Annotated in this window: 18 protein-coding genes; 10 read left to right on the top strand and 8 right to left on the bottom strand. The window is 64.4% G+C overall.

Annotated elements, in window-relative coordinates:
- Positions 1 to 33 precede the first annotated feature (33 nt).
- Complete coding sequence (locus B0919_RS05060; protein ID WP_078011131.1) at positions 34 to 348, top strand: VF530 family DNA-binding protein; 315 nt, start codon at positions 34 to 36, stop codon at positions 346 to 348.
- Positions 349 to 429: 81 nt separating this feature from the next.
- On the opposite strand, the gene B0919_RS05055 is transcribed toward B0919_RS05060, so the two are convergent.
- Positions 430 to 1,686, bottom strand: coding sequence for a pyridoxal phosphate-dependent aminotransferase (locus tag B0919_RS05055; RefSeq protein ID WP_078011130.1), 1,257 nt, complete (start codon positions 1,684 to 1,686; stop codon positions 430 to 432).
- A 289-nt stretch (positions 1,687 to 1,975) separates the two neighbouring features.
- Here B0919_RS05055 and tsaE point away from each other — a divergent pair, with 289 nt between their 5' ends.
- The gene (gene tsaE / locus B0919_RS05050; protein WP_078011129.1) at positions 1,976 to 2,413 is read left to right on the top strand and encodes a tRNA (adenosine(37)-N6)-threonylcarbamoyltransferase complex ATPase subunit type 1 TsaE; all 438 of its coding nucleotides are present in this window, start codon (positions 1,976 to 1,978) and stop codon (positions 2,411 to 2,413) included.
- 57 nt (positions 2,414 to 2,470) lie between these two features.
- Positions 2,471 to 3,703: an alanine dehydrogenase gene (locus B0919_RS05045; protein WP_078011128.1), complete on the top strand. Its 1,233-nt coding sequence runs from the start codon at positions 2,471 to 2,473 to the stop codon at positions 3,701 to 3,703.
- A 166-nt stretch (positions 3,704 to 3,869) separates the two neighbouring features.
- Here the strand turns inward: B0919_RS05045 and B0919_RS24595 are convergent, their stop codons facing one another.
- Positions 3,870 to 4,355: a hypothetical protein gene (locus tag B0919_RS24595; protein ID WP_139361919.1), complete on the bottom strand. Its 486-nt coding sequence runs from the start codon at positions 4,353 to 4,355 to the stop codon at positions 3,870 to 3,872.
- A 429-nt stretch (positions 4,356 to 4,784) separates the two neighbouring features.
- On the opposite strand from B0919_RS24595, the gene B0919_RS05040 reads away from it, so the two are divergent.
- The 3 genes from B0919_RS05040 to B0919_RS05030 all read left to right on the top strand — a co-directional run bounded on the left by B0919_RS05040 (position 4,785) and on the right by B0919_RS05030 (position 8,486).
- Positions 4,785 to 5,636 carry a GNAT family N-acetyltransferase gene (locus B0919_RS05040; RefSeq protein WP_176132857.1) on the top strand — a complete coding sequence of 284 codons (852 nt, stop codon included), beginning with the start codon at positions 4,785 to 4,787 and terminating at the stop codon, positions 5,634 to 5,636.
- A 64-nt stretch (positions 5,637 to 5,700) separates the two neighbouring features.
- Entirely contained in the window at positions 5,701 to 6,648 is a 948-nt protein-coding gene (locus B0919_RS05035; RefSeq protein WP_078011126.1) for a hypothetical protein, read from the top strand.
- A 65-nt stretch (positions 6,649 to 6,713) separates the two neighbouring features.
- The gene (locus tag B0919_RS05030; protein ID WP_078011125.1) at positions 6,714 to 8,486 is read left to right on the top strand and encodes an ATP-binding protein; all 1,773 of its coding nucleotides are present in this window, start codon (positions 6,714 to 6,716) and stop codon (positions 8,484 to 8,486) included.
- A gap of 136 nt (positions 8,487 to 8,622) precedes the next feature.
- Here B0919_RS05030 and B0919_RS05025 read toward each other — a convergent pair whose 3' ends face one another.
- Positions 8,623 to 9,261 carry a response regulator gene (locus tag B0919_RS05025; protein ID WP_078011124.1) on the bottom strand — a complete coding sequence of 213 codons (639 nt, stop codon included), beginning with the start codon at positions 9,259 to 9,261 and terminating at the stop codon, positions 8,623 to 8,625.
- Positions 9,262 to 9,435: 174 nt separating this feature from the next.
- Between B0919_RS05025 and B0919_RS05020 the strand changes: the two genes are divergently transcribed.
- Together B0919_RS05020 and B0919_RS05015 are read left to right on the top strand one after the other, a co-directional pair.
- Complete coding sequence (locus tag B0919_RS05020) at positions 9,436 to 10,635, top strand: hypothetical protein (protein ID WP_078011123.1); 1,200 nt, start codon at positions 9,436 to 9,438, stop codon at positions 10,633 to 10,635.
- Positions 10,636 to 10,898: 263 nt separating this feature from the next.
- Positions 10,899 to 14,453, top strand: a complete 3,555-nt coding sequence (locus tag B0919_RS05015; RefSeq protein ID WP_139361918.1) for a glycine-rich protein — start codon at positions 10,899 to 10,901, stop codon at positions 14,451 to 14,453.
- A gap of 72 nt (positions 14,454 to 14,525) precedes the next feature.
- Here the strand turns inward: B0919_RS05015 and B0919_RS05010 are convergent, their stop codons facing one another.
- Complete coding sequence (locus B0919_RS05010; RefSeq protein WP_078011121.1) at positions 14,526 to 15,455, bottom strand: flavin reductase family protein; 930 nt, start codon at positions 15,453 to 15,455, stop codon at positions 14,526 to 14,528.
- Positions 15,456 to 15,600: 145 nt separating this feature from the next.
- Positions 15,601 to 16,941, bottom strand: coding sequence for a tol-pal system protein YbgF (locus B0919_RS05005; protein ID WP_139361917.1), 1,341 nt, complete (start codon positions 16,939 to 16,941; stop codon positions 15,601 to 15,603).
- Between the two features lie 639 nt (positions 16,942 to 17,580).
- Between B0919_RS05005 and B0919_RS05000 the strand changes: the two genes are divergently transcribed.
- Both B0919_RS05000 and B0919_RS04995 read left to right on the top strand, forming a co-directional pair.
- Positions 17,581 to 17,871 carry a hypothetical protein gene (locus B0919_RS05000; RefSeq protein WP_078011120.1) on the top strand — a complete coding sequence of 97 codons (291 nt, stop codon included), beginning with the start codon at positions 17,581 to 17,583 and terminating at the stop codon, positions 17,869 to 17,871.
- A gap of 162 nt (positions 17,872 to 18,033) precedes the next feature.
- The gene (locus tag B0919_RS04995; protein ID WP_078011119.1) at positions 18,034 to 18,750 is read left to right on the top strand and encodes a M48 family metallopeptidase; all 717 of its coding nucleotides are present in this window, start codon (positions 18,034 to 18,036) and stop codon (positions 18,748 to 18,750) included.
- A 92-nt stretch (positions 18,751 to 18,842) separates the two neighbouring features.
- On the opposite strand, the gene B0919_RS04990 is transcribed toward B0919_RS04995, so the two are convergent.
- The 3 genes from B0919_RS04990 to B0919_RS04980 form a co-directional block, all read right to left on the bottom strand.
- The gene (locus B0919_RS04990; RefSeq protein ID WP_078011118.1) at positions 18,843 to 20,318 is read right to left on the bottom strand and encodes a glycoside hydrolase family 30 protein; all 1,476 of its coding nucleotides are present in this window, start codon (positions 20,316 to 20,318) and stop codon (positions 18,843 to 18,845) included.
- Between the two features lie 127 nt (positions 20,319 to 20,445).
- Positions 20,446 to 22,635 (bottom strand): RICIN domain-containing protein, encoded by a 2,190-nt coding sequence (locus B0919_RS04985; protein ID WP_078011117.1) that lies wholly within the window; start codon positions 22,633 to 22,635, stop codon positions 20,446 to 20,448.
- Positions 22,636 to 22,709: 74 nt separating this feature from the next.
- Positions 22,710 to 24,260 (bottom strand): carboxylesterase/lipase family protein, encoded by a 1,551-nt coding sequence (locus B0919_RS04980; protein ID WP_078011116.1) that lies wholly within the window; start codon positions 24,258 to 24,260, stop codon positions 22,710 to 22,712.
- Between the last annotated feature and the right edge of the window lie 3 nt (positions 24,261 to 24,263).

Genomic DNA, 24,263 nt, shown 5'->3' with positions numbered 1-24,263 from the left:
ACCTTTGCAATTCTTCTAACCTCTCCTTTACCGATGCCCGCTTACCCCGACGAAGTCCGCGACGAAAACGGCTACCTCATCCGCGAGCTGCACGGCGTCAAGCTGGCCCAGATCCTGGACTACCTCGTGCAGCACTACGGCTGGCAGGAGCTGGACCGCCTGATTCGCATCAACTGCTTTGCCAACAACCCCACCATCAAAAGCAGCCTGAACTTTCTGCGCCGTATGCCCTGGGCCCGGGAGAAAGTGGAGCAGCTCTACATCGATACCCGCACCGACGAAGTACTGCGGCAGCAGCGGGCAGCCGCCAAAAAAACCGGCGGCCCTGACAGGGCCGCCGGCGAGTAGTGCTTCGTTTCACAACGGCACAACCAGAACGTCATTCCGAGCGCAGCCGAGGAATGACGTTCTTTTGGTTTGTCCTGCGACTTATTGCAGCTTGTCCAGCGCGGCTTTCAGACGGGGCAGGGCGGCCTGGATGGATTCCAGCGAGGCGCCGCCCACCGAGGCGCGGAACCACGGTGCCGAGTGTGGCGTGCCGAAGGCGCTGAACGGCACCAGGGCCAGGCAAGCTTCGCTGATGAGGTACGAGGTCAGCTCCTTGGTAGAGCTAAGCACTTGGCCGGCGGGCGTAGTCTTGCCCAGCACGTCGAGCTTGATGGTGAGGTAGATAGCGCCCATCGGTACTACCGCATCTACCGGGTAGCCCTGCTGCTTGAGGTCCTGAAAGCCCTGGTAGAGCGTTTCGAGGCTGACCTGCACTTTGTCGCGGAACGCGTCGACGAAGCCGTCAACCTCCTCGGTGCGGGGCAGGTACTGAGCTGTGGCCACCTGCTCGGCCTTGGGGGCCCAGGCGCCGATGTGACCCAGAATGGACTTCATCTTATCGATGACATTGCTCGGGCCGAAGGCGTAGCCTACGCGCACGCCGGTGGCGGCCAGCGCCTTGCTGATGCCGTCGATGTAGATGACGTACTCGCGCAGCTCGGGGCGCAGGTTCACCGGGTCGTAGTGCTCGGTCTCGCCGAAGGTCAGCAACCAATAAATCTGGTCGTACATGATGTACAGCGGCTTGGCGTCGGGGCCGCGGCGCTGGTTTTCGGCAATGACCAGGTCGCAGATTTCTTCCAGGTCGGCCTTGGAGAAGACGGTGCCGGTGGGGTTCAGCGGGGAGCAGAGAGCCAGCAGGGTCGCGCCTTCGAGGTGCGGGGCCACGTCGGCCGCGGTAGGCATAAAGTTGTTTTCGGGGCGCGTTTCCACCATGGCCTGCTGGGCGCCCGAGAGGTGGCAGTAGTGGTTGTTGTTCCACGACGGCACCGGGAAAACCACTTTGTCGCCCGGGTCAATCAGGGCCATGTAGGTGGCGTAGATGAGCGGGCGCGAGCCGCCGGCCACCAGAATGTCGTTGGGGGAGTACTTGAGGCCCAGGCGGGTTTCCAGAAACTGCGTCACGCTCTGGCGCAGCTCCAGCACGCCGTTGGCAGGCGGGTAGTTGGTGTTGCCGGCCTGGTAGGCTTCGGTGATGCCGGCTTCCAGTTCGGCCGGGATGGGGTAAATGCTGGAGTCGAAGTCGCCGATGGTGAGGTTGCAGATTTGCTCCCCCTTGCGGATCATGTCGTTGACTTCGTTGCCGATTTTGATGATTTCGGAGCCGATCAGGCTGCCGGCCATTTTGGAAACTTGCATGGAAGGTAGGTGCTGAGTGCGCAGGCAAAAGCGGCAGCCCCGGCCGGGCCGCGGCGCCGCAAGTTAGACGGACTTGCAGATTTTGTGCGGGAAAAATATGCGCTGGCGCCGGTTTAGCGAGCAGAGCGAGCGTAACCAATGCCTATACTGAAGCAGGTTTTCAACCTGCGTGGGGCGCTTAGGCCGACCGGGTGAAGACACAGGCTGAAAGCCTGTCTGATTCCAGGCACTGGTTACGCCTGCGGCTAAACTGGCGCCAGTCTGGGTGCGTCTCATTTACCTTTGCCCTATGCTTGCCGAAATCGATATTGCCTCCCTAGCAGCCCTGCCCGACGCCGCCCAGCAGCTCAAAGCCACTCTCGACGCCGAAAATTGCCCCATCGTGCTGCTGGAAGGGGAGATGGGCGCCGGCAAAACCACCCTCATCCGGGCGCTGTGCGCGGCCCTGGGCGTGCGGGACGACGTGAGCAGCCCCACCTTCTCTTTGGTGAATGAGTACCGCGACGCCCGCAACCGGCCCATCTACCACTTCGACTTCTACCGCATCGATTCCGTGGACGAAGCCGAACGCATTGGGGCGCAAGAGTACTTCGATTCCGGTTATCTTTGCCTGATAGAGTGGCCCAGCCGCGTCGGGCCGCTGCTACCGCCGGATCGGCTGCTCGTCACCGTGGACGTCACGGGGCCGGAGTCGCGCCGGGTGCGGGTGCAGCGCGAGGCGCAGTAACCGCCACTCGGTGCCGCCCTCTGCCACCACCCAACTTAGCTTCGCCCCCTAGCCAACATGCCCGAACAGCTACCCCCCGGCTTCTCGTCCCTGACGTCCCCCGGCCGGGCCTACGTCCCCCAGGAATCCATGCTGGCCGTCGAAACGCGCAAGCGGCGGCTGTTTATCGGGCTGCCGCGCGAAACCAGCTTGCAGGAAAACCGCGTGGGCCTCACGCCCGAGGCGGTGAAGCACCTCGTCAACGAGGGCCACGAAGTGGTGGTGGAAAGCGGGGCCGGCGAGCCCAGCAAGCACTCCGACCACGACTACTCCGAGGCCGGGGCCAGTATCGTGTACACCCTGAAGGAAGTGTACGAGGCCGACATTCTGCTGAAAATCGCGCCGCCGACGCTGGAGGAAATGGAGCACCTGCACGCGGGCCAGACGCTGATTTCGGCTCTGCAGCTGGGGGCCGTGTCGGTGGAATACCTGATGGCCCTGCAGCGCAAGAAAATCAACGCCATTGCCTTCGAGCTGATCAAGGACCCCTCGGGCGCTAAGCCGGTGGTGCGGGCCATGTCGGAAATTGCGGGCTCCACCGTCATGCTGGTGGCGGCCGAGTACCTGGCCCGCGGCAATGAGGGCAAGGGCATCATCCTGGGCGGTATCACGGGCGTGCCACCCTCGCAGGTGGTTATTCTGGGTGCCGGCACGGTGGCCGAGTACGCCGCCCGCGCCGCCATCGGTCTGGGCGCCGACGTGAAGGTGTTCGACAACCACCTCTACAAGCTGCGCCGTCTCAAGCAGAACCTGGGCGCCCCGCAACTGTTCACCAGCACCTTCGACTCGTTTACGCTCAGCCAGCAGATCCGCCGCGCCGACGTGGTCATCGGCGCGCTGAACGCCGAGGAAGGCCGCATCCCGTTTATGGTGGCCGAGGACGTGGTCAGCACCATGGCCCCCGGCTCGGTGATTATCGACGTGAGCATCGACCAGGGCGGCTGCTTTATGACCAGCGAGCTGACTTCGCACGCCAAGCCGGTGTTCCGCAAGTACGACGTGATTCACTACTGCGTGCCGAACATTGCCTCGCGCGTGCCGCGCACGGCCACCAACGCGCTGAGCAACATCTTTACGCCCATCCTGCAGGAAATCAGCCAGCACGGCGGCATCAACGAGGCCCTGTTTGCCGACGAGCATTTCCGCTCGGGCGTATACCTCTACAAGGGCGCGCTGACCAACTCCATGATTGCCCGCAAGTTCAACCTGCGCTACAAGGAGCTCGGGCTGATGATTGCCGTGCGCAACTAGAGCGTGTGTGTTTGGATTTTGGCGAAAAGATACCTAGGCCATCATACTGAGCTTGTTGAAGCATCTCCGCGCTTCGTTAAAACCTATTCAACGAAGCGGTAGAGGTGCTCCAACAAGCTCAGCATGACCAAATGCTAAAATTTTAAACACGCTCTTGCACAGTTTGCTAATCTTTCACAAGTGAAGTTTTGGTTTTTATAAATTTATTAGCTTTTGTCTCTGCATCACGTACATTTGCCAACAATGCTGATTGAATAAATCCAGGTACATAATAAAACTTAAATTTGTAATCTGTAAATATTATATAGCTGTAGAAAAAATTTATTTTGACTTGAATAAATTCGTGGCTGTCAAAATATATATCGCCATGCATTACGTTTTCTATCCGGATTTGACCTGGATATAGGTAGACATTAGATACGGTTAAGGAGAAAGTGTAATTAAAATAGATAAAGAAAAGAGCTACTGCTAGCATGCACCAAGTTTCTATGTGAGAGAAATCTGCATGAAGCAAAGCAACGAACAAGCAAAAAACAGCAGTGAAACAAAAGGAAATCCATTTTTTTGTGATTGATTGCGTGTGGCCAAATGATGTGATCATTTCTTTGAGATTTGTTTTGCTTCTTAAAATCTGTTTCGATAGTTCCTTCAAAGGTAATTTGAATTCCTTGCTTGATGCCAATTTTTATAGCCAAGATTAAATATTATTTTTTGATTCATTGCTGCGTCGCCGGCATTATTAAAGTTAGGTGATATAGTGAATTAGATAATGCTTTAAATTTTAACGAGATATTATTTGCTCTCGATTAGAATCTTTTACATCGTGCATTTTAACGTATTGAATTCTGCCGCTTGCCTCCGGAGTCGACAATTCAAGTCCTGATATAAACCCGTTTTAGAGCAGAGCGTGTTTGGATTGGCACGGCTTTTTGGCTGCGACTATCTCCGGTTCGGAATATATGAATTTTAGCTCCGCTGACTTTTGGTTATGGGCTTTTCCGCGGGGTGTGGAGGAGCGTTATTTCGTGGTAAGAAGAGGAGAGAGTTAGCGTCGGTGGCGTGGTTTGCGCAACTTGCTGGCATGACGTTTTCTTCCGCCACCCTCACGTCCCGAACCGTCTTGGAATGCTCCTCCGCCGAGCAGACCGAGGCCATGAACCGCTCTTTCGAGCAATACATCGTGCCGTTGCGCTTCGACGAGCAATCCTTTCAGCGGCGCTTTCGCGGGGAGCACCTCGACCCAGTGGCCAGCCGCATCTGGTCCTGCGGCGATGAGCTGGTGGGCGTGGTATACATTTCGCGTCGGGGCTGGACCAGCCGCGTGGCCGCCATGGGCCTGGTGATAGAAGCCCGTGGCCAAGGCTTGGGCAAGCCCATGCTGCAAACGGCCATTGACGAGGCCAAGCGCCGCGGCGACCAACTGCTGATGTTGGAAGTGTTTACCAACAACGAGCCCGCCATTCGCCTCTACGAGCGGCTGGGTTTTCGCATCACGCGCACGCTCAGCGGCTTTCAGCGCCCTGCTGGTGCTACTCCAACCGAATCCGATGATGCCCTGACGGAAATCGATCCGCTGACGCTGGCCCGCCGCGTGGTGCAGCACGGGGACGAGCAGTTGCCCTGGATGATAGCCGGCGAAACTTTAGTGGCCACTACGGCCCCCCTCGTGCAGGCCTGGCAGCTCGAGGGCAATGCCTTTGCCCTGGTGCGGCCGGAAGCGGACAAAACCGTGCTGCTGAGCCTGGTGGTGCCGACGGCAGTGCGCCGCCAGGGCTGGGGCCACCGCATGGTGCGGGCCCTGGAAGCTCGGTACCCCGGTACGTCCCTGCTGATGCCCTGCCTGCTGCCGCCCGGGGCCGGGCAGGAGCTGTTGCGTAGCTGCGGCTGGGAGCAAACGGCCCTGGAGCTGCACGAAATGGAGTGCAAGCTGTAAGCCGCGCTGCGCGTTATCAAGCAAGTATAAACCCGTTTGTATAGTGACTTTTTCTACTGCTTCCATGCAGTCAGCTACCGCAGCGGTGCTGCTGATCTTAGCCAGCTGCACTGGCATGACCGATGCCCAACTGGCCCAGCTCAGTCTGGCCGAGCACAGCCTGCGGAACTATAACGAGCAGGCCGACCGCACCAACGGCTACACGGTCTGGGAAATTCGGGCGGAAGCGGAGCGTAACGGCTGGCAGCCCAAGGACAGCGCGATAGTTACCCAAGCTACTCAACTGCACACCCGCACCCAAACGTTGCGGCGCTACTTCGACGACACCCGGCACCAACTGCTGGCGTCCACCGATAACGACGCAGAAGCGCGCACCCTCACGGCCGAGCGCGAGGTCCGTGGCCTGATGCTGCCCGAAAAGCCCGCGCGGATATCGGCCGACACGCTGCAGCAACGGCTGCGGGCGTACAGTCAGTATGTGCAGCAGTTGTCGCCGGCGCCGGTGCGGCTCGGGGCCAGCCCGGCGGAGGAAATCCGGCTGCATGGTCCGGCCTTGGCGCAAGTAAAGAAGTTGTCCTTCAGTCAGTTTTACTTCAATGATACGCCCGTGGCGGCGGCCCTGCTCAGCCTGGCGCAGCTGGAAGCGCAGGTGCTGCAGCGCGAAACAGACGTGATGCGCCAGTTCCAGATTATGGGTGGCAGCCACCACCACGACATGGCCCGAATTGGCGCTTTTGCCGTGTCCGAAAGCAACTGGGTGCCGGCCGGCGGTACTTACCGCGCCCGCCTGTTTCTGGTGCGTTCCGAAAGCCGTTTGCGGAATCTGCGTATGACAGCTAACGGCCAGCCGGTGCCCGTCACCGGGGGCTGGGGAGAAGGTCAGGTGCAAATTCCGATACCGGCCAACCAGCCGCCCGGCCCGGCGGTGTGGGAGGGCACCATTAGCGGCAAGTACTACGGGCAGGATACCACCTTCCGGGTGCGCGTGCCCTACACGGTGGTGCACCAGTAAGCTGAACGTCTGCTTTTTCGTCCGAGCTGCTCACGCCCGCTGCCCGGCGGTGCCTAACTTGCGGTATGATCCGTCTTGCCCGCCTCACCCCGGCCCTGTGCATCCTTTGCTTGCTTTGGTTTGCCGGGAAGGTGCAGGCAGGACCACCGGCGCTGGATAGCCTGCGGCAACTGCAGCGCTGGCCGCTGCCCGTGCAGCTGCGCATGGCCCGTGGCTCGGTGACGCCCGTTACCGCGCCGGTCGTCATCGGCTTGCTACGGCAACCTAAGCTAGCGCGGGCGGTGCGGGCCGAGCTTCTGGCTAACCTGGCCGGGCACTACCTGCACGAAAATCAGCCCAGCCTGGCCATCCTGCAGATGCTGCAAACCCGGCGCATGGCCCTGGAAGACGGCGACTCCCTGCGCGCTGCCGTGGCCTGCGAATGGCTTTGCTACTCGTACTACCTGCTGAAGCAGCCGCAGCCAGGCATTGCCTACGGCCGCGAGGCCCTGCGCCTGGTGCCGCGCCGCACCGCCGCCGGGCACGATGAACTGTCGGGCATCTACACCAACCTGGCCTGCTGCGCCGAGGTGGCCGCCGACTACCCGCTGGCCATTCACTGCTACCGGCAGGCGCTGCGCCTGGCCCGGGCTGACGGCGACACCGGCAACGTAGCCGTGGAATATGGCAACCTGGCTGGCATTGCGTCCAGGCAACGCCAGTACCCGCTGATGGCCCAGCGGCTCGACTCAGCCTATGCGGCCTACCCACTGCCCCGCCACGCGGGCACGCAGATTTTCCTGGATGGACTGAAAGGCACGCTGGCCTTTCATCAGGGCCGCTACGCCGACGCGGCGCGGGTACTGGAAACCACCCTGCAACTCAGCCGCGCCACCCATCACCTGCACGACGAAATGAGCGTGATGGAAACCCTGGTGCCGGCACTGGAGCACCTCGGCCGCTACCGCGAGGCGCTCCAGCACCAGCGGCGCTATGCCGTGCTGCAGGATAGCCTGTTTGAGGAGGGCAGTGCCCGCCACGCCCGCGAGTTGCAAACCCTGCACGACACCCAGCAGAAAGAGCAGCAGCTTACCCAGCAACAGCAGCGCATTGCCGACCTGCAAGCCCGCACCCGGCTGCGCGAGGCCGAGCTGACGCGCCGCACCACCATCTTTCTGGCGGTGCTGGCCGGCGCCGCCCTGATGCTGGTGCTGGTGATGGTGCGCCAGCGCGCCCGCCACATCCTCGAAACTACGGCTGCCGCCCTGCGCGTGCGCAACCGCATCGCCGCCGATTTGCACGACGAAGTGGGCACGCTGCTCACCCGCGTGAACCTGCAGGCCGAGCTGCTGCGCCAGGGCCATCCCCAGGCCGACCCGGCGCTGGACCGGCTGCTGACCAACAGCCGCGCCGCCGCCAGCACCATGCGCGACATCGTCTGGAGCATCGATGCGCAGGCCGACACCGTGGGAGCCCTGCTCGACCGTATGCGGGACCACCTCGATCAGACCGCCGGACCGGCCGGCCTCAACACCGAGCTCGTTACCCGCGGCCTGACCGATTGCGAGCCGCTGACGCCCGAAATTCGCCAGCACCTGTACTTAGTGTTCAAGGAAGCTGTGACCAACGCCGTGCGCCATGCCCGGCAGGCCACCCAGCTGCGCGTGGGACTGTCGCGCCAGCAGGATCAGCTGCTGCTCACCATCGACGACGACGGGCAGGCCGTAGCGCCTGCTACGCGCAGCGGCATGGGCCTGCGCAACATGCAGCAGCGCGCCGCCGCGCTGCGCGGCAGCGTCACGGCCGAGCCTAGTAGCCAGGGCGGCTTCCGCGTGCGGCTGGCGGTGCCGGTGGAGTAGCAAGGGCCCGGGAGCCGCTCAAGTGTAGTGCGGGCTGAAGACCGCGGCGGTCAGGTGGAAGCCGTCGGGGCAGGTGGAAGCCCAAATTGTACACGCGTGAGGAACCCGATGAGCGGCGCGCAGGAAAGCTGCGGGCTCAGAGCTGACCGCGGGCGTGGCGGCTGACCAGCTCGGTGCGGCTGCCTACCTGTAGCTTCTTGTAGATGCGCTTTACGTAGGTGCGCACCGTCTCAACGGACAGATCCAAGCGGGCGGCTACCTGCTTGTCGCTCAGGCCATCCACAATGGCCACGACTACCTCCCGTTCCCGCTCCGACAGCAGATCGGGCTGCACGGCGGGGGTAGGCTTGAAGTGGGCCAGCACCTTGCGGGCCACGGCCCGGCTCATGGGCGCGCCGCCGCGGTACACCTCCAGCACGGCGGCTTTCAGCTCTTCCAGGGGCGTGTTTTTGAGCACGTAGCCGCTGGCCCCGGCGCACAGCGCGCGGTAGATGCGGTCAGCGTCGTCGAATACGGTTTGCATCACCACGTCGGCCTCGGGCAGGCGCTGCTTCAGCAGGGGCAGGGCTTCCAGGCCGCTCATACCCGGCAGGTGGATGTCGAGCAGAATCACCTGCGGCGGCTGCAGCAGATCGGGCAGTTGCTGCAGAAAGCTTTCCACCGAATCGGCCAGCAACACGCAGCTAAGCTCGGGCTGGCGGCACAGGTAGCCGTGCAGCAGGGCGCGCACCTCCGGGTCGTCCTCGACCAATGCCAGCCTGATGGGAGTATTCATGATGGCAAAGGACGCCCGGGGGCGGGAAAAGCGCAACCCGGGGCATACCCCCAAATGCGGTACAAGACCCGATTGTCGAGCCAGCAGCCCGGGAATACTTTTGCGGCCCCTAACGGTGCGGCCCGGCTGCCCGGCTCGCCTGATTCTGAATCCTCATCCTTAATTCTTTCCTCTATGCCCAAATTTACCCTGTTGACTGCCACGACGCTGCTCGTGGTGCCCGCGGCGCTGGCCCAGTCGCCGATTACGCTGACGCAAGCTTCCTTTCCGTCGTCGGCGGCTACGGTGGAGCGCTACCAGGACGCCAACATTCCCGGCAGCATCGGGGCTACGGCTACCGGCGCCAACCAAGCCTGGGACTTCCGCGCCCTGACGCCGACTGGCCTGCCGTACAACGTGACACGCCTGCCCGCTCCGGCTACAGGCGGCATTGCCGGGGCGCAGTGGGCCTACGACCGGCAGGCCACGTTCGGCCGCCTGGCCTACGACTACGTCGGCTACGGCGCCCTGGCCCCGACGGGCTGGCTGAACCTGGGCCGTACCATTTCCCGGCAGGCCGCGTCGCTGGCGCTGCTGACGGGTGGGGCCAACGACTCGGCGGTGATTAACCGCCAAAGCATCCCGTACGGCCCTAGCGGCGTGGTGAACTTCCCGCTGCCGCTAACAGCGGGCGGGCGGCTGAGCCGCTCGTTCCGCGTGGCCACCACGGGCAGCCTCACCATTCAGCTGGCCAGCCTGAACCGGGCCCCGCTGCTGCTGGTGCAGCGCTACACCTACGTCGACTCGGTGGCCGGCTGGGGCACGGTGCGCATCCCGGTGGCGGGCCGCAGCACCGGCTCCGACGCGCTGGCGGTGCTGCAGGTGCGCAGCCGCACCATTCGGCAGGACAGCATTTACCTCAACGGCAGCCCCGCCCCGGCCACGCTGCTGGCGGCGTTCAACCTGCAGCAGGGGGCCGTCAGCACGACGTACTTCGACCAGTTCTGGCGTAACAACTCGGCCCAGCCGCTGCTGGAGCTGTACTACAGCTCCAGCCGGTTTGGCACGCCGGTAGCCGCCGATTACTCCGTCGAAAGCAGTGTGCTGGCCGCCCGCAAGGCCAATCTGCTAACGGCCGGCTGGCAGGCCTGGCCCAACCCGCTGGCGGCCGATCAGCCCCTGCAACTGGCGCTGCCCGGTGCCCAAGCCGGCGAGCCCGTGCGCCTGATGGTGCAGGATGGCCTCGGCCGGACGGTGCTGAGTCAGCCGCTGCCTTTGGTGAATGGAACTGCCACGCTGCCCGCTTCCGCTGCAGCCGCGCTGAGCCCGGGGCTGTACACGCTCAGCGTGCAGCAAGGCACGCACCAAGCGACGATAAAGCTACTGCGGCAATAAGGTCAGTGCCACGGATTGCCGGCAGGCCCCGCCAGTGTTGGCGGGGCCTGCTTGCTTGATGATCAATGAGTTGAGTTTATGCTACTGCGTAGTCGGCTTAAGCCCGACCGCTGCAGCCGTGCCGGGGCCGGCGGCCTAGGTTGCCAATACCCCCAAATGCGGTACAGAATATAGTTGGAAATGTAGCTGCACTGCAGGGAAGTTTGCGGCGGCAAACCAGCGGCCTGCCCGGCTGCCGGTCGTACTTCGCCCACTTTCCACCTATGCACAAACTATTACGGTATACCTGCGCCCTGGCCGCTGGCCTGGGACTAACTTTTGCTGTCCGTGCCCAATCCACGGGCAGCGTGGGCATTGGCACCACCTCGCCCGATGCCTCCGCCGTGCTCGATCTGTCGTCGGTGACCAAGGGCCTGCTTGCCCCGCGCATGACGGCTGCCCAGCGCGCGGCCATCGGCAGCCCCGCCACCGGCCTGCTGGTGTACCAGACCGACGGCGTGCAGCTGGGCTTCTGGTACTACACCGGCACGAGCTGGACCTACCTGAGCCCCACCGGCGCCGGCGACAACCTGGGCAACCACACGGCCACGCAGAACCTGAACCTGGCCGGTAATCAGCTGGTGGGCAACGGCGGCACCGAGGGCCTGAGCATCAGCAACAGCGGCCAGGTAGGCATTGGTACTGCCGCGCCGAACGCTTCGGCTCTGCTCGAACTGAGTTCAACCAGTAAGGGCTTTCTGCCGCCGCGTATGACCACGGCCCAGCGCGACGCCATTCGGAGCCCAGCCGTGGGCCTGACCATTTACAACACCGATGCGGCCAAGCTGAACACCTGGAACGGCTTCTACTGGTCCGACCCGGTGCAGGGCCTGCCCGCCAGCGCCAGCGGTGCGCAGGCCGTGACCTTCAACTACACCGGCGGCCCGCAGACCTGGACCGTGCCGCTCGGCGTGACCAGCGTGCAGGTAGATCTGGCCGGGGCCCGCGGCCGAACCATCGATAACTGCAGCAACTGCTACCGGGGTGGCCGGGGGGGGCGGGTGCAGGCCACGCTGGCGGTGACGCCGGGGCAGGTGCTCACCATTGAAGTCGGCGGCGACCGGGGCTATAACCCCAGTACGCTGTACCAGGACGGGGGCTACAACGGCGGCGGCCGCGGCAGCGAACCGGGCGGCGGCGCTACCGACATTCGGATCGGTGGCACGGGCCTCGCCCACCGGGTGCTGGTGGCCGGCGGCGGCGGCGGCTCGGGCTACTACGCCCGGGGCGGGCCCGGCGGGGGCCTGACCGGCGGCGACGGCCTGGTGCCTACGGCGAGCAACCCGACGGGGGTGCCCGGCACCGGCGGTACCCAATCGGCCGGCGGCACCACGGGCGGCACGCCGCAGCAGTTCTGCTACTGCGGCACGAGCCCGGCCGGCTTGGGCGTGGGCGCCGGCCTGACCGGCGGCACCAGTTGGGGCGCGGCGGGCGGCGGGGGCGGCTATTACGGCGGCGGCGCCAGCCACGGCAACGCCGGAGCCGGCGGGGGCTCCTCCTACGCCGACCCCGCGCTGACCAGCAACGTAACGCACACCCAGGGCTACCAGAACGGGGCGGGTTACGCCCGCCTGAGCTTCAGCTTTCAGCCTGAAGCGCCGGTTATCAGCCTCAATAACGCCACTACCTCGCAGGCCGCGGGCAGCGTGGTCTTCAGCGACGGCAGCAAGCTCGTTGGCAACGCGGGCCAGTTATTTTGGGACAACGCTTCCACCCGCTTGGGCGTCGGCACGGGCAGTCCGCAAGCCAAGCTGCACGTGGCCGGCGCGGCGCGCATCGACGGATTGGCCGGCAGCGGCACGCGCATGGTCACAGCCGACGCCAGCGGCCAACTCGCCGCCCAGGCCCTGCCCGAACTCACCATCAGCGGCTTGACGCTGGGCATCAGCGGGGGCAATACCGTCACGCTGCCGGCCGGGGCCGATAACCTGGGCAACCACACGGCCACGCAAAACCTGAACCTGGCCAGTAACCAGCTGGTGGGCAACGGCGGTACCGAGGGCCTGAGCGTAAGCGGCGGCGGCGGGCTGCTGCTGCCGGCCGGCGTGATTCAGCGCGGTGGAGCAGCCATTACCAGCACCTCCGACCTGGGGCTGTACTCGCGCCTGAACGGCAACTTCCTGCGCCTGGTCACCAATCAGGCGCCCATTCGCTTCTACTCCGACGACGACCGGGGCACCACGCCCAACGTGAGCATCGAGAGCAACGGCAACGTGGGCATCGGTACGGGCAACGGCACGCCCGGCAACCGCCTAGACGTGCAAACGACGGCGGCCCGCTCGGGCACGCACGCCACGGGCCGGCCGCTGTACGTCACCGGCGACTTCGACCAGGCCGCTGGCGGGGCGGAGTTTCGGCACTACAACGGCACGCAGGGCGTGGGCATCGGCTACAACTCGCTCTACGCCGCCGGCTCCAACGCCGACCAAGACCTGAACCTGATGCCCAAGGGCGCGGGCGGGGTGGGCATCGGCACTACCAGCCCCGCGGCGCTGCTCGATGTGAATGGCAACCAGCAGGTGCGCGGCACGCTGAGCTTCGGGGCCAGCACCCGGCAGATGCTGAGCCTGTGGAATGCTGATTATGGCGTCGGGGTGCAGGATGGCACGCAGTACTTCCGCTCGGGCGAGGCCTTTGCCTGGTACGCCGGCGGCTCGCACGCCAATGGCCAGTTCGACACCGGCGGGGGCACGCAGCAAATGGTGCTCAAAAACGGCCGGCTGGGCATCGGCACGGGCTTTAGCAACGCCGCTTTGCCCAACGGACCGCTGGAAATCCGCCAGAACAGCCCCTACATGGTGGTGCACTCGCCCGGCAATGCCTGGGCTTCCTTCGGTCTGGATGCGGGCGACGGCTACAAGCTCAAGTTGTCGGACGGCCCCACCCCGGGCGGCGCCAACTACATGACCTTCAGCGGTACGAACGTGGGCATCGGCACGACCAACCCCGCTTACCCGCTGGACGTGCAGCGCTCGGTGACGCCCGCCAACTTCAACTACGGCTACCTCAACGGCGGTGGGTCTACGGGCTATGCCTCTAACAACGCCGGGCCGGTGAGCATCCGCGCCACCGGCCGGGTGCTGGCCACGGAGTTCAACGCTACTTCTGACCGCCGCCTCAAGTCCATCATCGGCCTGAGCAACGCTGCCCAAGACCTGGCCCTGCTCCAGCAGCTGCGCATCACCGATTACCAGATGCGCGACCGGGTGCAGTACGGGCAGCGCCGCTTCAAGAAGGTCATTGCCCAGGAAGTGGAGGAGGTGTTTCCGCAGGCCGTGAATCAGCACGCCGGCTTCCTGCCCGATATCTACGCGGCGGCTGTTAAGGTTGAAACGCGGGCAGATTCGTTGCTGGTACTGACGCTGCCGGCGGCTCCCGCCGCGGCCGCCCAACCCGGCCAGCGTCTCAAGCTTATCAGTGCGGGCGGTGAAATTGTGGGCACCGTGAAGGCTGCGACCGGCAACACCCTCGTCGTGCGCGGGGCGCGGCAGCTGGCCGGGCAGCAGGTGTTCGTGTTTGGGCTGGAGCACGCCGATGTGCGCACCGTTGATTACGAAGCTTTGGCCATGCTCAACGTCTCGGCCACGCAGGAGCTGGCCCGGCAGGTGGCCGAGCTGCAAAAGCAGAACGCCGCGCTGCGTCAGCAAAACCAGACGCAAGGCACCCGCCTCGATCAGCAGCAGGCTTCGCTGCAAACCCAGGCCGCGCAAACCGCTGACCTGGCCCAGCGCCTGAAGGCCCTGGAGGCGCTGCTCGGGGCTCGGGCAGAAGCAAAATAATTCGGCTACGCTTCATAGAAAACGGCGGCTTCGGTACCTACCGAAGCCGCCGTTTTCTTTCGTGCTTACCCGCTACTTGGCCAGCAGCAGCACCTTCCAGGCTTCGGCCAGGCGGCCTTCCTCCAGCAGGGTTTTGCCCAGCAGCATCAGCTGCCGCCGCTGCTCGGCGGGCTGCTCGCGGTATTTGTTGAGCGTGTAGGCCACCAGCGGCTCGTCGCGGTAGGCCTGTACCTCGGCGGCTGAGGGCAGGGCCGGCTCCTCCAGGTTGCCCAGGCGGCCGAGGTTGTTGCCCGTTAGCACGTCGGAGTGGCGGATGTGCTCGGGCAGCGAGTCGATGCCGATGCCCTTGTTGCGGTTGGGCTTGGGCACCTCAAACAGGCTTTCGGGCACCACGCGGCAGTACCAGTCGCCACCCATGCGCGCCACCGCATCGAACTTGTGCGGGTCGACGCCGCCGTTGCCGGGCAGCAGGATATCCTCGCGGAAATGGGACTGCACCACCCGGCAGATGACCAGGTTGCCGCCGCCGTTGGAGTCGCCGATGGCAATGACCTGCTCCACCACGCACTCGAAGGCTACCGGACACTCGGCCACCCGCGGCGGGCGCACCATATCGGACGGCAGCTCGGTGAGCCCAGCCTTGCGGAATTCGTTCACGCTGCGCTCGTACTCCGTCGATGCCAAGGACATCTGCTCCACCAGGGCGTAGTCGCAGATGTTGATGACGCACTCCGGCACCTCGTCGCGCACGTTGTAGAGCGTGTGCTTCTGGGTGTTGTCGCGCACACGGTTGGCGGGCGAGAAGATGAGCGTGGCGGGATTGGAACTGAACACGTTGAAGAACGAGAACGGGCTCAGGTTCACGTGGCCTTCCCGGTCGATGGTGCTGACGAAGGCAATGGGCCGCGGGGCCACGGCGCCGAGCATGAACTGGTGCCACTCGGGGCCCTTCAGGGTGCCGGGCGTGATGGAGCGGAAAGCGGTGGGAGTAGAGGTGGGCATGAAAAACGGTTCGGCAGGACAGTCAGCCAAAAGTAGTGCTTCGCCGCCGATGCCCCGGTGCCGTTCCGGCCCCGGCCAAAAGCTGCCGGCCCTGCCTCGGGTAGAGGCAGGGCCGGCGGGCAGATGAAACAGGAAGCAGCGCAGCTTATTTGGCCAAAGACAGCGTGGCCGCAGCCGGGCGCTTACCGGCTTTGCGCACGCCGTTCCGTTGCTTGAAGTAGGCGTTGGCTTCGGCTGCCATTTCCGAGGCGGGTTCGGCCCGCTCGCGCACCAGCGTGAAGTAGCGCGTGGCGGCGGACCAGTTCTGCTCCTGTTCGGCCAGCTTGGCCAGGTTCCAGTTGGCGTGCAGGAAGTAACCCGCCTTGGTGTCGCCGGTGCTTTCGGCAAACACGATGCAGCGCTGGTAATACTCCTTGGCCTTGGCCAGGTCCTTATACTTGTGCTGGGTGAGGTAGCCCAGGTAGTAGGCGGCGTAGCGTCCGCTGATGGCCTCGTAGCCCGGTAGGCCCTGATTGAGCTTGTCGAGGATGTCGCGGCTGGTTTTCTCGCACTCCCGCAGGGCGCCCTGATTAAAGCAGGCCATGGCGTAGAAGCGCTGGAAGTAAGCGTTGTCGGGGTACTTGGTGGCGAGGGTGCGGGCCAGGGGCAGGGCGTCCTGGGGGCGGTGCTCGTCGTAGTAGTAGATTCGGAGCAGAAAGTACTGCGTTTCGGGAGCGGTGTAGTTGGCCTGCTGGGCCACGGTGTTGAGCTGCTGCAGCCCCAGCTGGCGGTTGCCCTTGGGAAACAGCCACAGCACCGGCCGCAGCAGCGGGTACTGCTCGCCGAGCCACACGGCGTAGTAGTTCATCAGGCCTTGCCCAAAGAGGAATTCCGGGCTCAGTCCGTTGGCTTCCTGGCTTTTGGCGAGGTAATCCAGCGCGTGCTTGCTGTAGACAGTGGCCTTGCGCCAGTTGCTGCGCTCGGCGTGTAGGCGGGCCGCAAAACCGTAGGCGGCCGAGAGAAAAAAGCAGGCCTCGTAGTTTTTGTCGTCGGCTTCGTACAGAGTCTCGGCCTTGGTAATAGCCGTGTCCATGTAGGCCAGGAATGGGGCGTCGTAGGCCTTGGTGCTCAGCTGCGAGGGCACCATCTTCCACCACTGACTCAGGCCCATCAGGAAGTAGGGCATGGGGTGCGCGGGGTAGCGCCGGCGCAACGAGCGAAACTGCTTTTCGGCCTTGTCGTGCTTGAGGTTGTAGAGGTTCTGCACGGCGCCTTCCAGCTCCAGGGCAATGTCCCGGTCGAGCAGCAGCCAGCCTTTGGTATCCGCCGCGCTCGGAGCCACATCCACGTTGGCCAGCTGCACGTTGCGCACCGGCGCCGCGGCCGAGTCCGGCTGCTGCGCCCGGGCCGCCAACGCGACGAAGAGCAGCAGCACCGTCAGTACCCGTGCACCGACTTGCTCTACTCCCTTGCTCCAGAAACCATCACTACAGTAGAGTTTGCCCATGCAACGACCAACGAAACGCGTAAAAAAAACGAGCGGAAAAGCGTACTAAAGAATTGTCATTTGTCGAGGTGGCGTGTGCGTAAGACGAGGCGGAAAGAAGTTGAATAAGTCTTATCCAGCGTGGCTTAGCATCAGGGCGTACCATTGACTGTGCAAAGCTACGGAGACCATTTGGGACTTGTACGCTCCAAATTGAGACGTGAAATGAAAAAAAGTTATATACGGGTATTGTGTAAGCAGGTGATGGTTAATTACAATTAGTTATTTCGTTCTGAGGGCTGTAAGGAGGTTGGTATTTATCATAGAATAGCCCAAGTCGCCCGCTGATTTCAGATTGGGAGTATCATCATACTCGTGTCCCGTCCGGGTGGGGTTGCCTGAGCTACAATAGGGCAGAATATGAGCCTCGGCATGGGCTGCATCAGTCGCTGAGCTGCTACGAGGCAGGTTCGTCGGCGCCTTCGGCTCAGCCTCGGCGGGCAAATACCGAAAGCCCGCAATAAAAACGCATTAAATACGTATAATACATTATCGGCAAAAGCCTAAATTTGAGTAGACCCAACCGTTGAGCTTTTGCCCCGTAAACGGCGGGTCCCTGATTGCCTCATTTGCTTACGACGCCCTTTTTTCCTGTTTGGTATGGCCATTTCCTGCAGTTATTCCACCCCCGCGTCGTCCTCCGCCATTGTAGTAGACCTGTTGGTCGCCAAGGCTCGCGCCATTTCCTTTTCCCACGACCGGACGGGCATCATGCACGTGTACCGGCGGGCCAACAGCAACCCGTGGGCGCGCATCGCCGTGAATGCCGCCAGCCCCTTCGTCGACGAAGACGCCTTTGCGCCCGGCACCCTGGTGGAATACCGCGTGGAGCAACACTCCGTGCAGGGCCACTGCCTGTGGAGCAGCGCCGTGGCGGGCACCCAGGTGTAGCGGGCCCGCCGGGCCCACTTGCCCGGCCCGCTCGATTTGAAATGTTAAGGCCGTTTGGCTGCGCTAAGGGCGTTGCCAAACGGCCTTTTACTTGTCAATAGGGCTATTTAGATATACTCAGTCGCGTTGGGGCGCATCGTTTCGAGGGCTATTTTTGTCGGAATGCCCCACCTGCTTATCGACGACGTACCGGTAGAACTGGTGCGCAAAAACATCCGCACGCTGCGCCTGACCGTGTCGGCGCCCGAAGGCCACGTGCGCGTATCGGCCCCGCTGCGCCTGCCGGCCGCGGCCATCTTCGACTTCGTGCGCGCCCGCCGGGCCTGGATCGAGAAGCACCAGACGCGCATTCAGGCCCGCCCGCGGCCCCAGGCCGTGGCGTTTGTATCGGGCGAGACGCATTATTACCAGGGTAGGCCCTACGAGCTGCGCGTGCACCTCACCGCCGGCAAGCCGCGCGTAGCCCTGCATGAGGCGGCCGGCTGCCTCGACCTGTACGTGCCCGAAGAAAGCACCGCCGAAGCGCGCGGGCTGGTGCTGCAGGCGTGGTACCGGGTCCGCCTGAAGGAGCAACTGCCGGCCCTGCTGGCTCGCTGGGAGCCGGTGGTCGGCGCCCAGGCCGCTGCCTGGGGCGTGAAACAAATGCGTACCCGCTGGGGCACCTGCAACACCCGAGCCCGGCGCATCTGGCTGAGCCTGGAGCTGATCAAAAAGCCCGTGGTGTGCCTGGAATACGTATTGGTGCACGAGCTGGTGCACCTGCACGAGCGGTTGCACAACGCCCGCTTCTGGGGCCTGATGGACCAGTTTATGCCCGACTGGCGGCAGCACCGCACGGCCCTGAACGCGACGGTAACGGGCGAGCTGCACGCCTGCTGACAGCGGCTAATCCAGGCGGCAGAAAAGCAAAACTGCCATGCCGCGCGAAGGGCGGCATGGCAGTCAGGTAAAAGCAGCAAGCAGCGGAGAGGCTAGTTCACCACCACGGTCATGATGGAGTGGGGCTGGCTGGCGGCCGTCACGGCCTGGCCCTGCATCCAGAGCTGGAAGTCCTGGGCTTTGTCGCTGTTGTTCATCACCACCACGGCCACTTTGCCGTCGGGGTTCAGGAAGGCGGTGCTGCTCAGGAAGTCCCGGTTCGAGGAGCTGCCGATGCGCTTGGCGCCGGGGCGGATGAACTTGGAAAAGTGCCCGATGTAGTAGTAGATGTTGGTGTACACCAACTTGCCGGTGCGCGTGTCGGCAATGATGGGGGCGAAGCAGAAGTTGCCCATGTGGTTGGGGCCGCCCCGCTCATCGAGCAGCACGTTCCAGTCGGTCCAGCCCACGGTGCCTGAGTTGAAGTCGTTGATCATCGAGTAGCCGTACTTCTCGCCCAGGGACCAGTCGCCCACGCGGTCGAAGCTGAACTTTTCGATGCAGCCTTCGGTGAAAATCAGATTCTTCTCGGGGTAGGCCTCGTGCACGCGGCGCAGGTTGTCGAAGAGCATGTCGCTGCCGGTCCAGGTTTCGTACCAGTGGTAGCCGATGCCCCACACGTACTGCGCGGCCTCGGGGTCGTCGAGGATGGTGCTGGCGCGCTGAAATACCTGGTCACGGTTATGGTCCCAGGCAATGAGCTTACGGTTGCCCAGCCCGTTTTTCTTCAGCGTCGGGCCCAGGTACTGCTTGATGTAGTCGCGCTCCTCTTCGGCCGTGAAAATGCAGGACTCCCAGCGCTGCTTGGCCATGGGCTCGTTTTGCACCGAGAGGCCCCAGATGGGCAGGCCCTGCCGCTCGTACTCCTTTATAAACTTCACGTAGTGGTTGGCCCAGGCCTGGCGGTACTCGGGCAGCAGCTTGCCGCCCTGCAGCAGGGCTTTGTTGTCCTTCATCCAGGCGGGCGGGCTCCAGGGGCTCACGTACAGGGGCAGCTTGCCGCCGGCCGTGGCCGTAGCCTGCTTCAGCATAGGGATGCGAAACTGCTCGTCGTGCTTCACGCTGAAGGTCTTCAGCTCCTTGTCGCCCTCGGCCACGTAGCTGTAGGGCGCGCTCGAAAAGTCGCAGCTGGCAATGTTGGTGCGCGCCAAGGAATAACCGATGCCCTCGGTGGGGCTATAGTAGGCGCGCATAAACTCCTGCTGCTGGTCCTTGGGCAGCTTGGCGTAGGTTTCGGCCGAGGCATCCGTCAGCGCCCCGCCGATGCCCAGCAGGGTCTGGTAGGTCTTGGTGGGGTCCAGAAACACGCATACCTGCGTTTCGAGCGGCTGGGTCACGGGCTGAAAGGCCAGCACCGGCCCGGCGGCCAGACGCTGCGCGGTGCCCGCGGCCGTAACGTACACCTGGGCTTTGCGGCCCGCCACGGAGTACTTCTTCGGGGCGGTGGGCTTGGGGTTGCTGCGTTGCGCAGGCGCATAGCCGGCGCCCAGCGCCGAGAGCAAGACCACGGAGAGGAGCTTGTTCAGCATAAGTAGAAGGAGGGTAAGCAGCGGGCGGGCCCGCCGGCACCGCCGACCCGGGCTGTGCTGCCTGGGCCGGCGGTGGAATTGGGAAATTGAAAAGCACGCCCTCGCGTTGGGGGCGCAAGCCGCCCGGCTAGCGGCTCACCACCACGCGGCGCTGCAGCCGGCCATCGGCCGTGAGCACACGCAGGGTGTAGATTCCGGCCTTCAGGGAGGCCACGTTCAGGGCAAAATGGTTCTGGCCGGCGTGCACGGGCTCCTCGGTGCGCTGCAGCGCCACGCGGCCGAGCACGTCCACGAGCTGCACCTGCAGCGTCTGGGCCTGCAGCGTCTGGGCCTGGTAGTCGAAGCTCAGCTCCGACTGCACCGTGGTGGGGTACACCTGCAGGCGGGCGTCCACCTCAGGACTGGCGGTGGCCGTGACCGAGGCCGTGCGGGCCGCGCCCTGGTCGGAGAAGTACCAGCGCTGGTTGTTGCCGCCGCTGTACGTCCACTGCTGGATGGCGCCGCCATCGGCCGTGGAGTTATCCTTCACGTCCAGGGCCTTGTTGCTGTACTTGTTGAGGATGCGGTACGTGCCGTCGCCGTTGTCGCTGATCAGCCAGTACTGGTTATCGGCCGAGGCCCAGTCCCACTGGTGAATCAGCGCCCCGTCGACGGTGCTCGGGCCCGCAATGTCCAGCGACTTGTTGCTGTTCAGGTTCACGATGCGCACGTAGCCGCCGCCCGCGTCCACCAGCTTCCATTTCTGGTTGGCGGCGCCTACCCAGCCCCACTGCTGCACCCGGCCGCCGTTGGCCGTGGAGCTGGCCGAGACTTCCAGCGCCTTGCCGCCGTTCTTGGAGCTGATTTCGTAGATGCGCCCGATCTGCGGGCCGCCAGCAGTGGGCGGGGGAGTCGAGCCGCCCGACCACTTGTAAGTAGCCACGGCCCCGGCCGGCAGGGTGTAGGTGAAGGCCTGCCCGTTCCAGACGACCTTGAACGTCTGCGCCGAGCCGCCGTTGTTCAGCGCGATGAGCACCTTGGAGCCGTCGGGGTTGCGGAAGGCCACGTCCTCGATGCCGCCGGCCACCGAGTTGGAGGCGATGCGCACCGCGCCCGGGTCCACAAACTTGCTGGCGTGGCCCAGGGCGTAGTACTCCACGTTGCGCGTGACGGCGCCGTTGGTGTTGTTGATGGTCACCACGCCGCGGCACTTATTGGAGCCGCCGTTCAGCGGGCCGTTATTCTGGTCCAGGACCAGGTTCCACTCCAGGGCTGCTTTAGCCCAGTTGCGCGTGGTGCCGATGATGATGTTGGAGAGGTGCCAGCGCAGGTCGCCCGAAAAGCTGGACCCCACCGAGCCGGTGACTTCGGTAAACCAGAGGTCCTTGCCGGGGTAAGCGTTGTGGGCGGCCGTTTGGTTGGGAATCCCCTCCGTCGGCGAGTAGCCGTGCCAGGCCGAGCCGGCGGCGTACTGTGCGGCGGCCGCGTCGGCAAATACCGTCTGCACGTAGTTGTTGGGGTTATCCCAGTTGTGGTCGTACACCACGAGCTTGGTGGTGATGCCCGCATTCTGGAACGCCGGCCCGATGTTGTTCTTCAGGAAGGCTGCCTGGTTGCCCGCATCCATGCGCATGGAGGCGTAGGCGGCGGCGTTCAGGGGCTCGTTTTGCAGCGTGACGGCGTATACCGGCAGCCCCTGGGCCTGCATGGCCTGCACGTACTTCACGAAGTAGTTGGCGTAGGTCTGGTACCAAGCGGTGCTCAGCCAGCCGCCGTTCCACTGGTAGGCTTCCTTCATCCAGGGTGGGGCCGTCCAGGGCGTGCCCATGATTTTCAGGGAGCCATTTTTGGCGCGGGCCGCCTTCAGCATGGGCACCACGTCGTTCAGATCGGCGCCCAGGCTGAAGGACGTCAGGTTGGGGTCCGTCTGTCCCTGGGGCTTGTCGTCGTAGGTGTAGTTGCCGTAGGCCGAGAAGTCGGAGGCACCCATGCTGTGCCGCAGGAAGCTCAGCCGGATGCCCGAGCCGGTGAACAGCTCATTCAGCAGTGCGTCGCGCTGGGTAGCGGAGAGGTTTTTGTTCAGCACATAGGCCGACGAGCCCGTCAGCGAGGCCCCGAAACCATCGATGGTCTGGTAAGTGGTGCCCTCGTCGACGGTGATGGTAGTGCTGGCCGTGCCGGTGTTGGCCCCGAAGCTCACGCCCGCCTGGGGCTGCAGCAGCTTGCTTTGGTCGCCGGTGGTCATCCACAGGCTCACGGACTGGGCCGCCGCCGAGCCAACTTGTAGCGCGAGGCCTGCGGTAAGCAGGCCGAGCATGGATCTGGAAAGGTGAAGCATACGCGTAAAGGGTTTGGTTGTGGAAATGCCCCCGAACAGGGGCGGAAAGGCAGAGCGGAGTAGCGGATAGCGGGTTAGCGGATATAGCCTTGGGTCGGGAAAGTGGAGTCGGTGTAAGCATCCGCCGCCGATTCGAGGCGCGGCGCCTGGTCAAATACCATGAGCCGGCGTGCGGGCAGCGCGTAAGCCGGCCAGGCGGGGCCGGGTAGCCCGGTCTTGATGAAGCGGGCCCAATGCGCGTGCATGGCAGCGGCCAGCGCAGCATCGGCGGCTTTGCGCGGGGCCGTGGCCGGCACCGCAAGGGGAGCGGCGGCCGAACTGCCAGCCGGGGCGTTCCACACGTAAGCCAGCTCCTGGGCATGCACCGGCCGTTGCCCGGCGGCGCCGTCGAAACGGCAGAGCCACACCGGCGCGCCCGCGGCAGTCAGCGAATCGGCGAGGCGGTACGTGGCCAGGCGGTAGAGGTAATCGGTGAGGGTAGCGTTCCAGGCTGCCAGGGCTGGGCGCGTCTGAGTGGCCTGCTGGTAGGCCCGCCACACGCGGGGCGCGTTCTGCGGGCCGAAGACGGCGTGCAGCGCCGCCTCGTCGGGCTGGGCAATGGTGGAGCCGGGGCCCGTGAACAGGCCGGCTTCCTCCCGATTGGTACCCAGCAGCACGGCGCGCGCGGGGTGGCGGCGCAGGTAGGCGAGAGGCGGCTGCGGAATGCTGCGGCCGTCGAGCACCGGCCCGAACACCTGCAGGCCGCCGGCTCCGCTGGCAAAGCCGGCCTGGGCGCGCACCAGCGTTTCGGCGGGCACGGTTAGCAGCTCGCGGGGCTGGGTCAGGTGCAGCTCATGCAGCAGCTGGCGCGTCACGGCGCCGGCCGTGGCCGTGTCGCGGATGGCCTGCACGGCGCCGCTTTCCAGGATGGCCCGCTGAAACAGGCCCTCGGCTGCCGGCGTCACCAGCAAGGCGCCCACCAGCTTGGCCCCGGCCGATTCGCCCATCACCGTCACCCGGCGTGGGTCGCCGCCGAAACGGCGGATGTTGTCGTGCACCCAGCGCAGGGCTGCCACGGCGTCGAGCAGGCCGCAATTGCCGGCTTGCTGGTAGTCGGGGCCTAACTGCTGGCCCAGCTGCAGAAAGCCCAGGCTCCCGAGGCGGTAGTTCAGGCTCACGGCCACGATGGTATCCTGCGCGGCGAAAGTCCAGGTGTCGTTGTCCTGGCCCGAGCCGCCGGTGAAGGCGCCGCCGTGCACCCACACCACCACCGGGCGCGGTTTGGCGGGCTTTTGGGCAGTAAGCGGCCAGGCCGGGGCCCATACATTCAGATACAGGCAATCCTCTGCGCCCTGCACGCCCGCCGGGCCGCCGCTCTGGCTAGCCCGTCCGCCGAAGGCCGACGCCAGCCGCACGCCGCGGTGCTTCTGCAGCGGCTGCGGCGGCCGGAAGCGCAAGGTGCCCACCGGGGCCTGCGCGTACGGAATGCCCCGGAACACGCATAGGTTGGCCTCTCGCGTGCCCTGCAGCCGGCCCTGGCGCGTCTTCACCACGGGCGGCGCCTGCGCCCAGCTACGCCCGGCCAGCCCGCCCCCGAGCAGGCTCAGCAGCAGCGTCGTGGCGCGTAAGTAGGGCAGGGCGGTCATCGG

It is taken from the genome of Hymenobacter sp. CRA2 (assembly GCF_002007105.1).
Lineage (GTDB): Bacteria > Bacteroidota > Bacteroidia > Cytophagales > Hymenobacteraceae > Solirubrum.
Note: the sequence above shows the minus strand (reverse complement) of the source record. Positions and strands in the feature narration are given on the sequence as shown.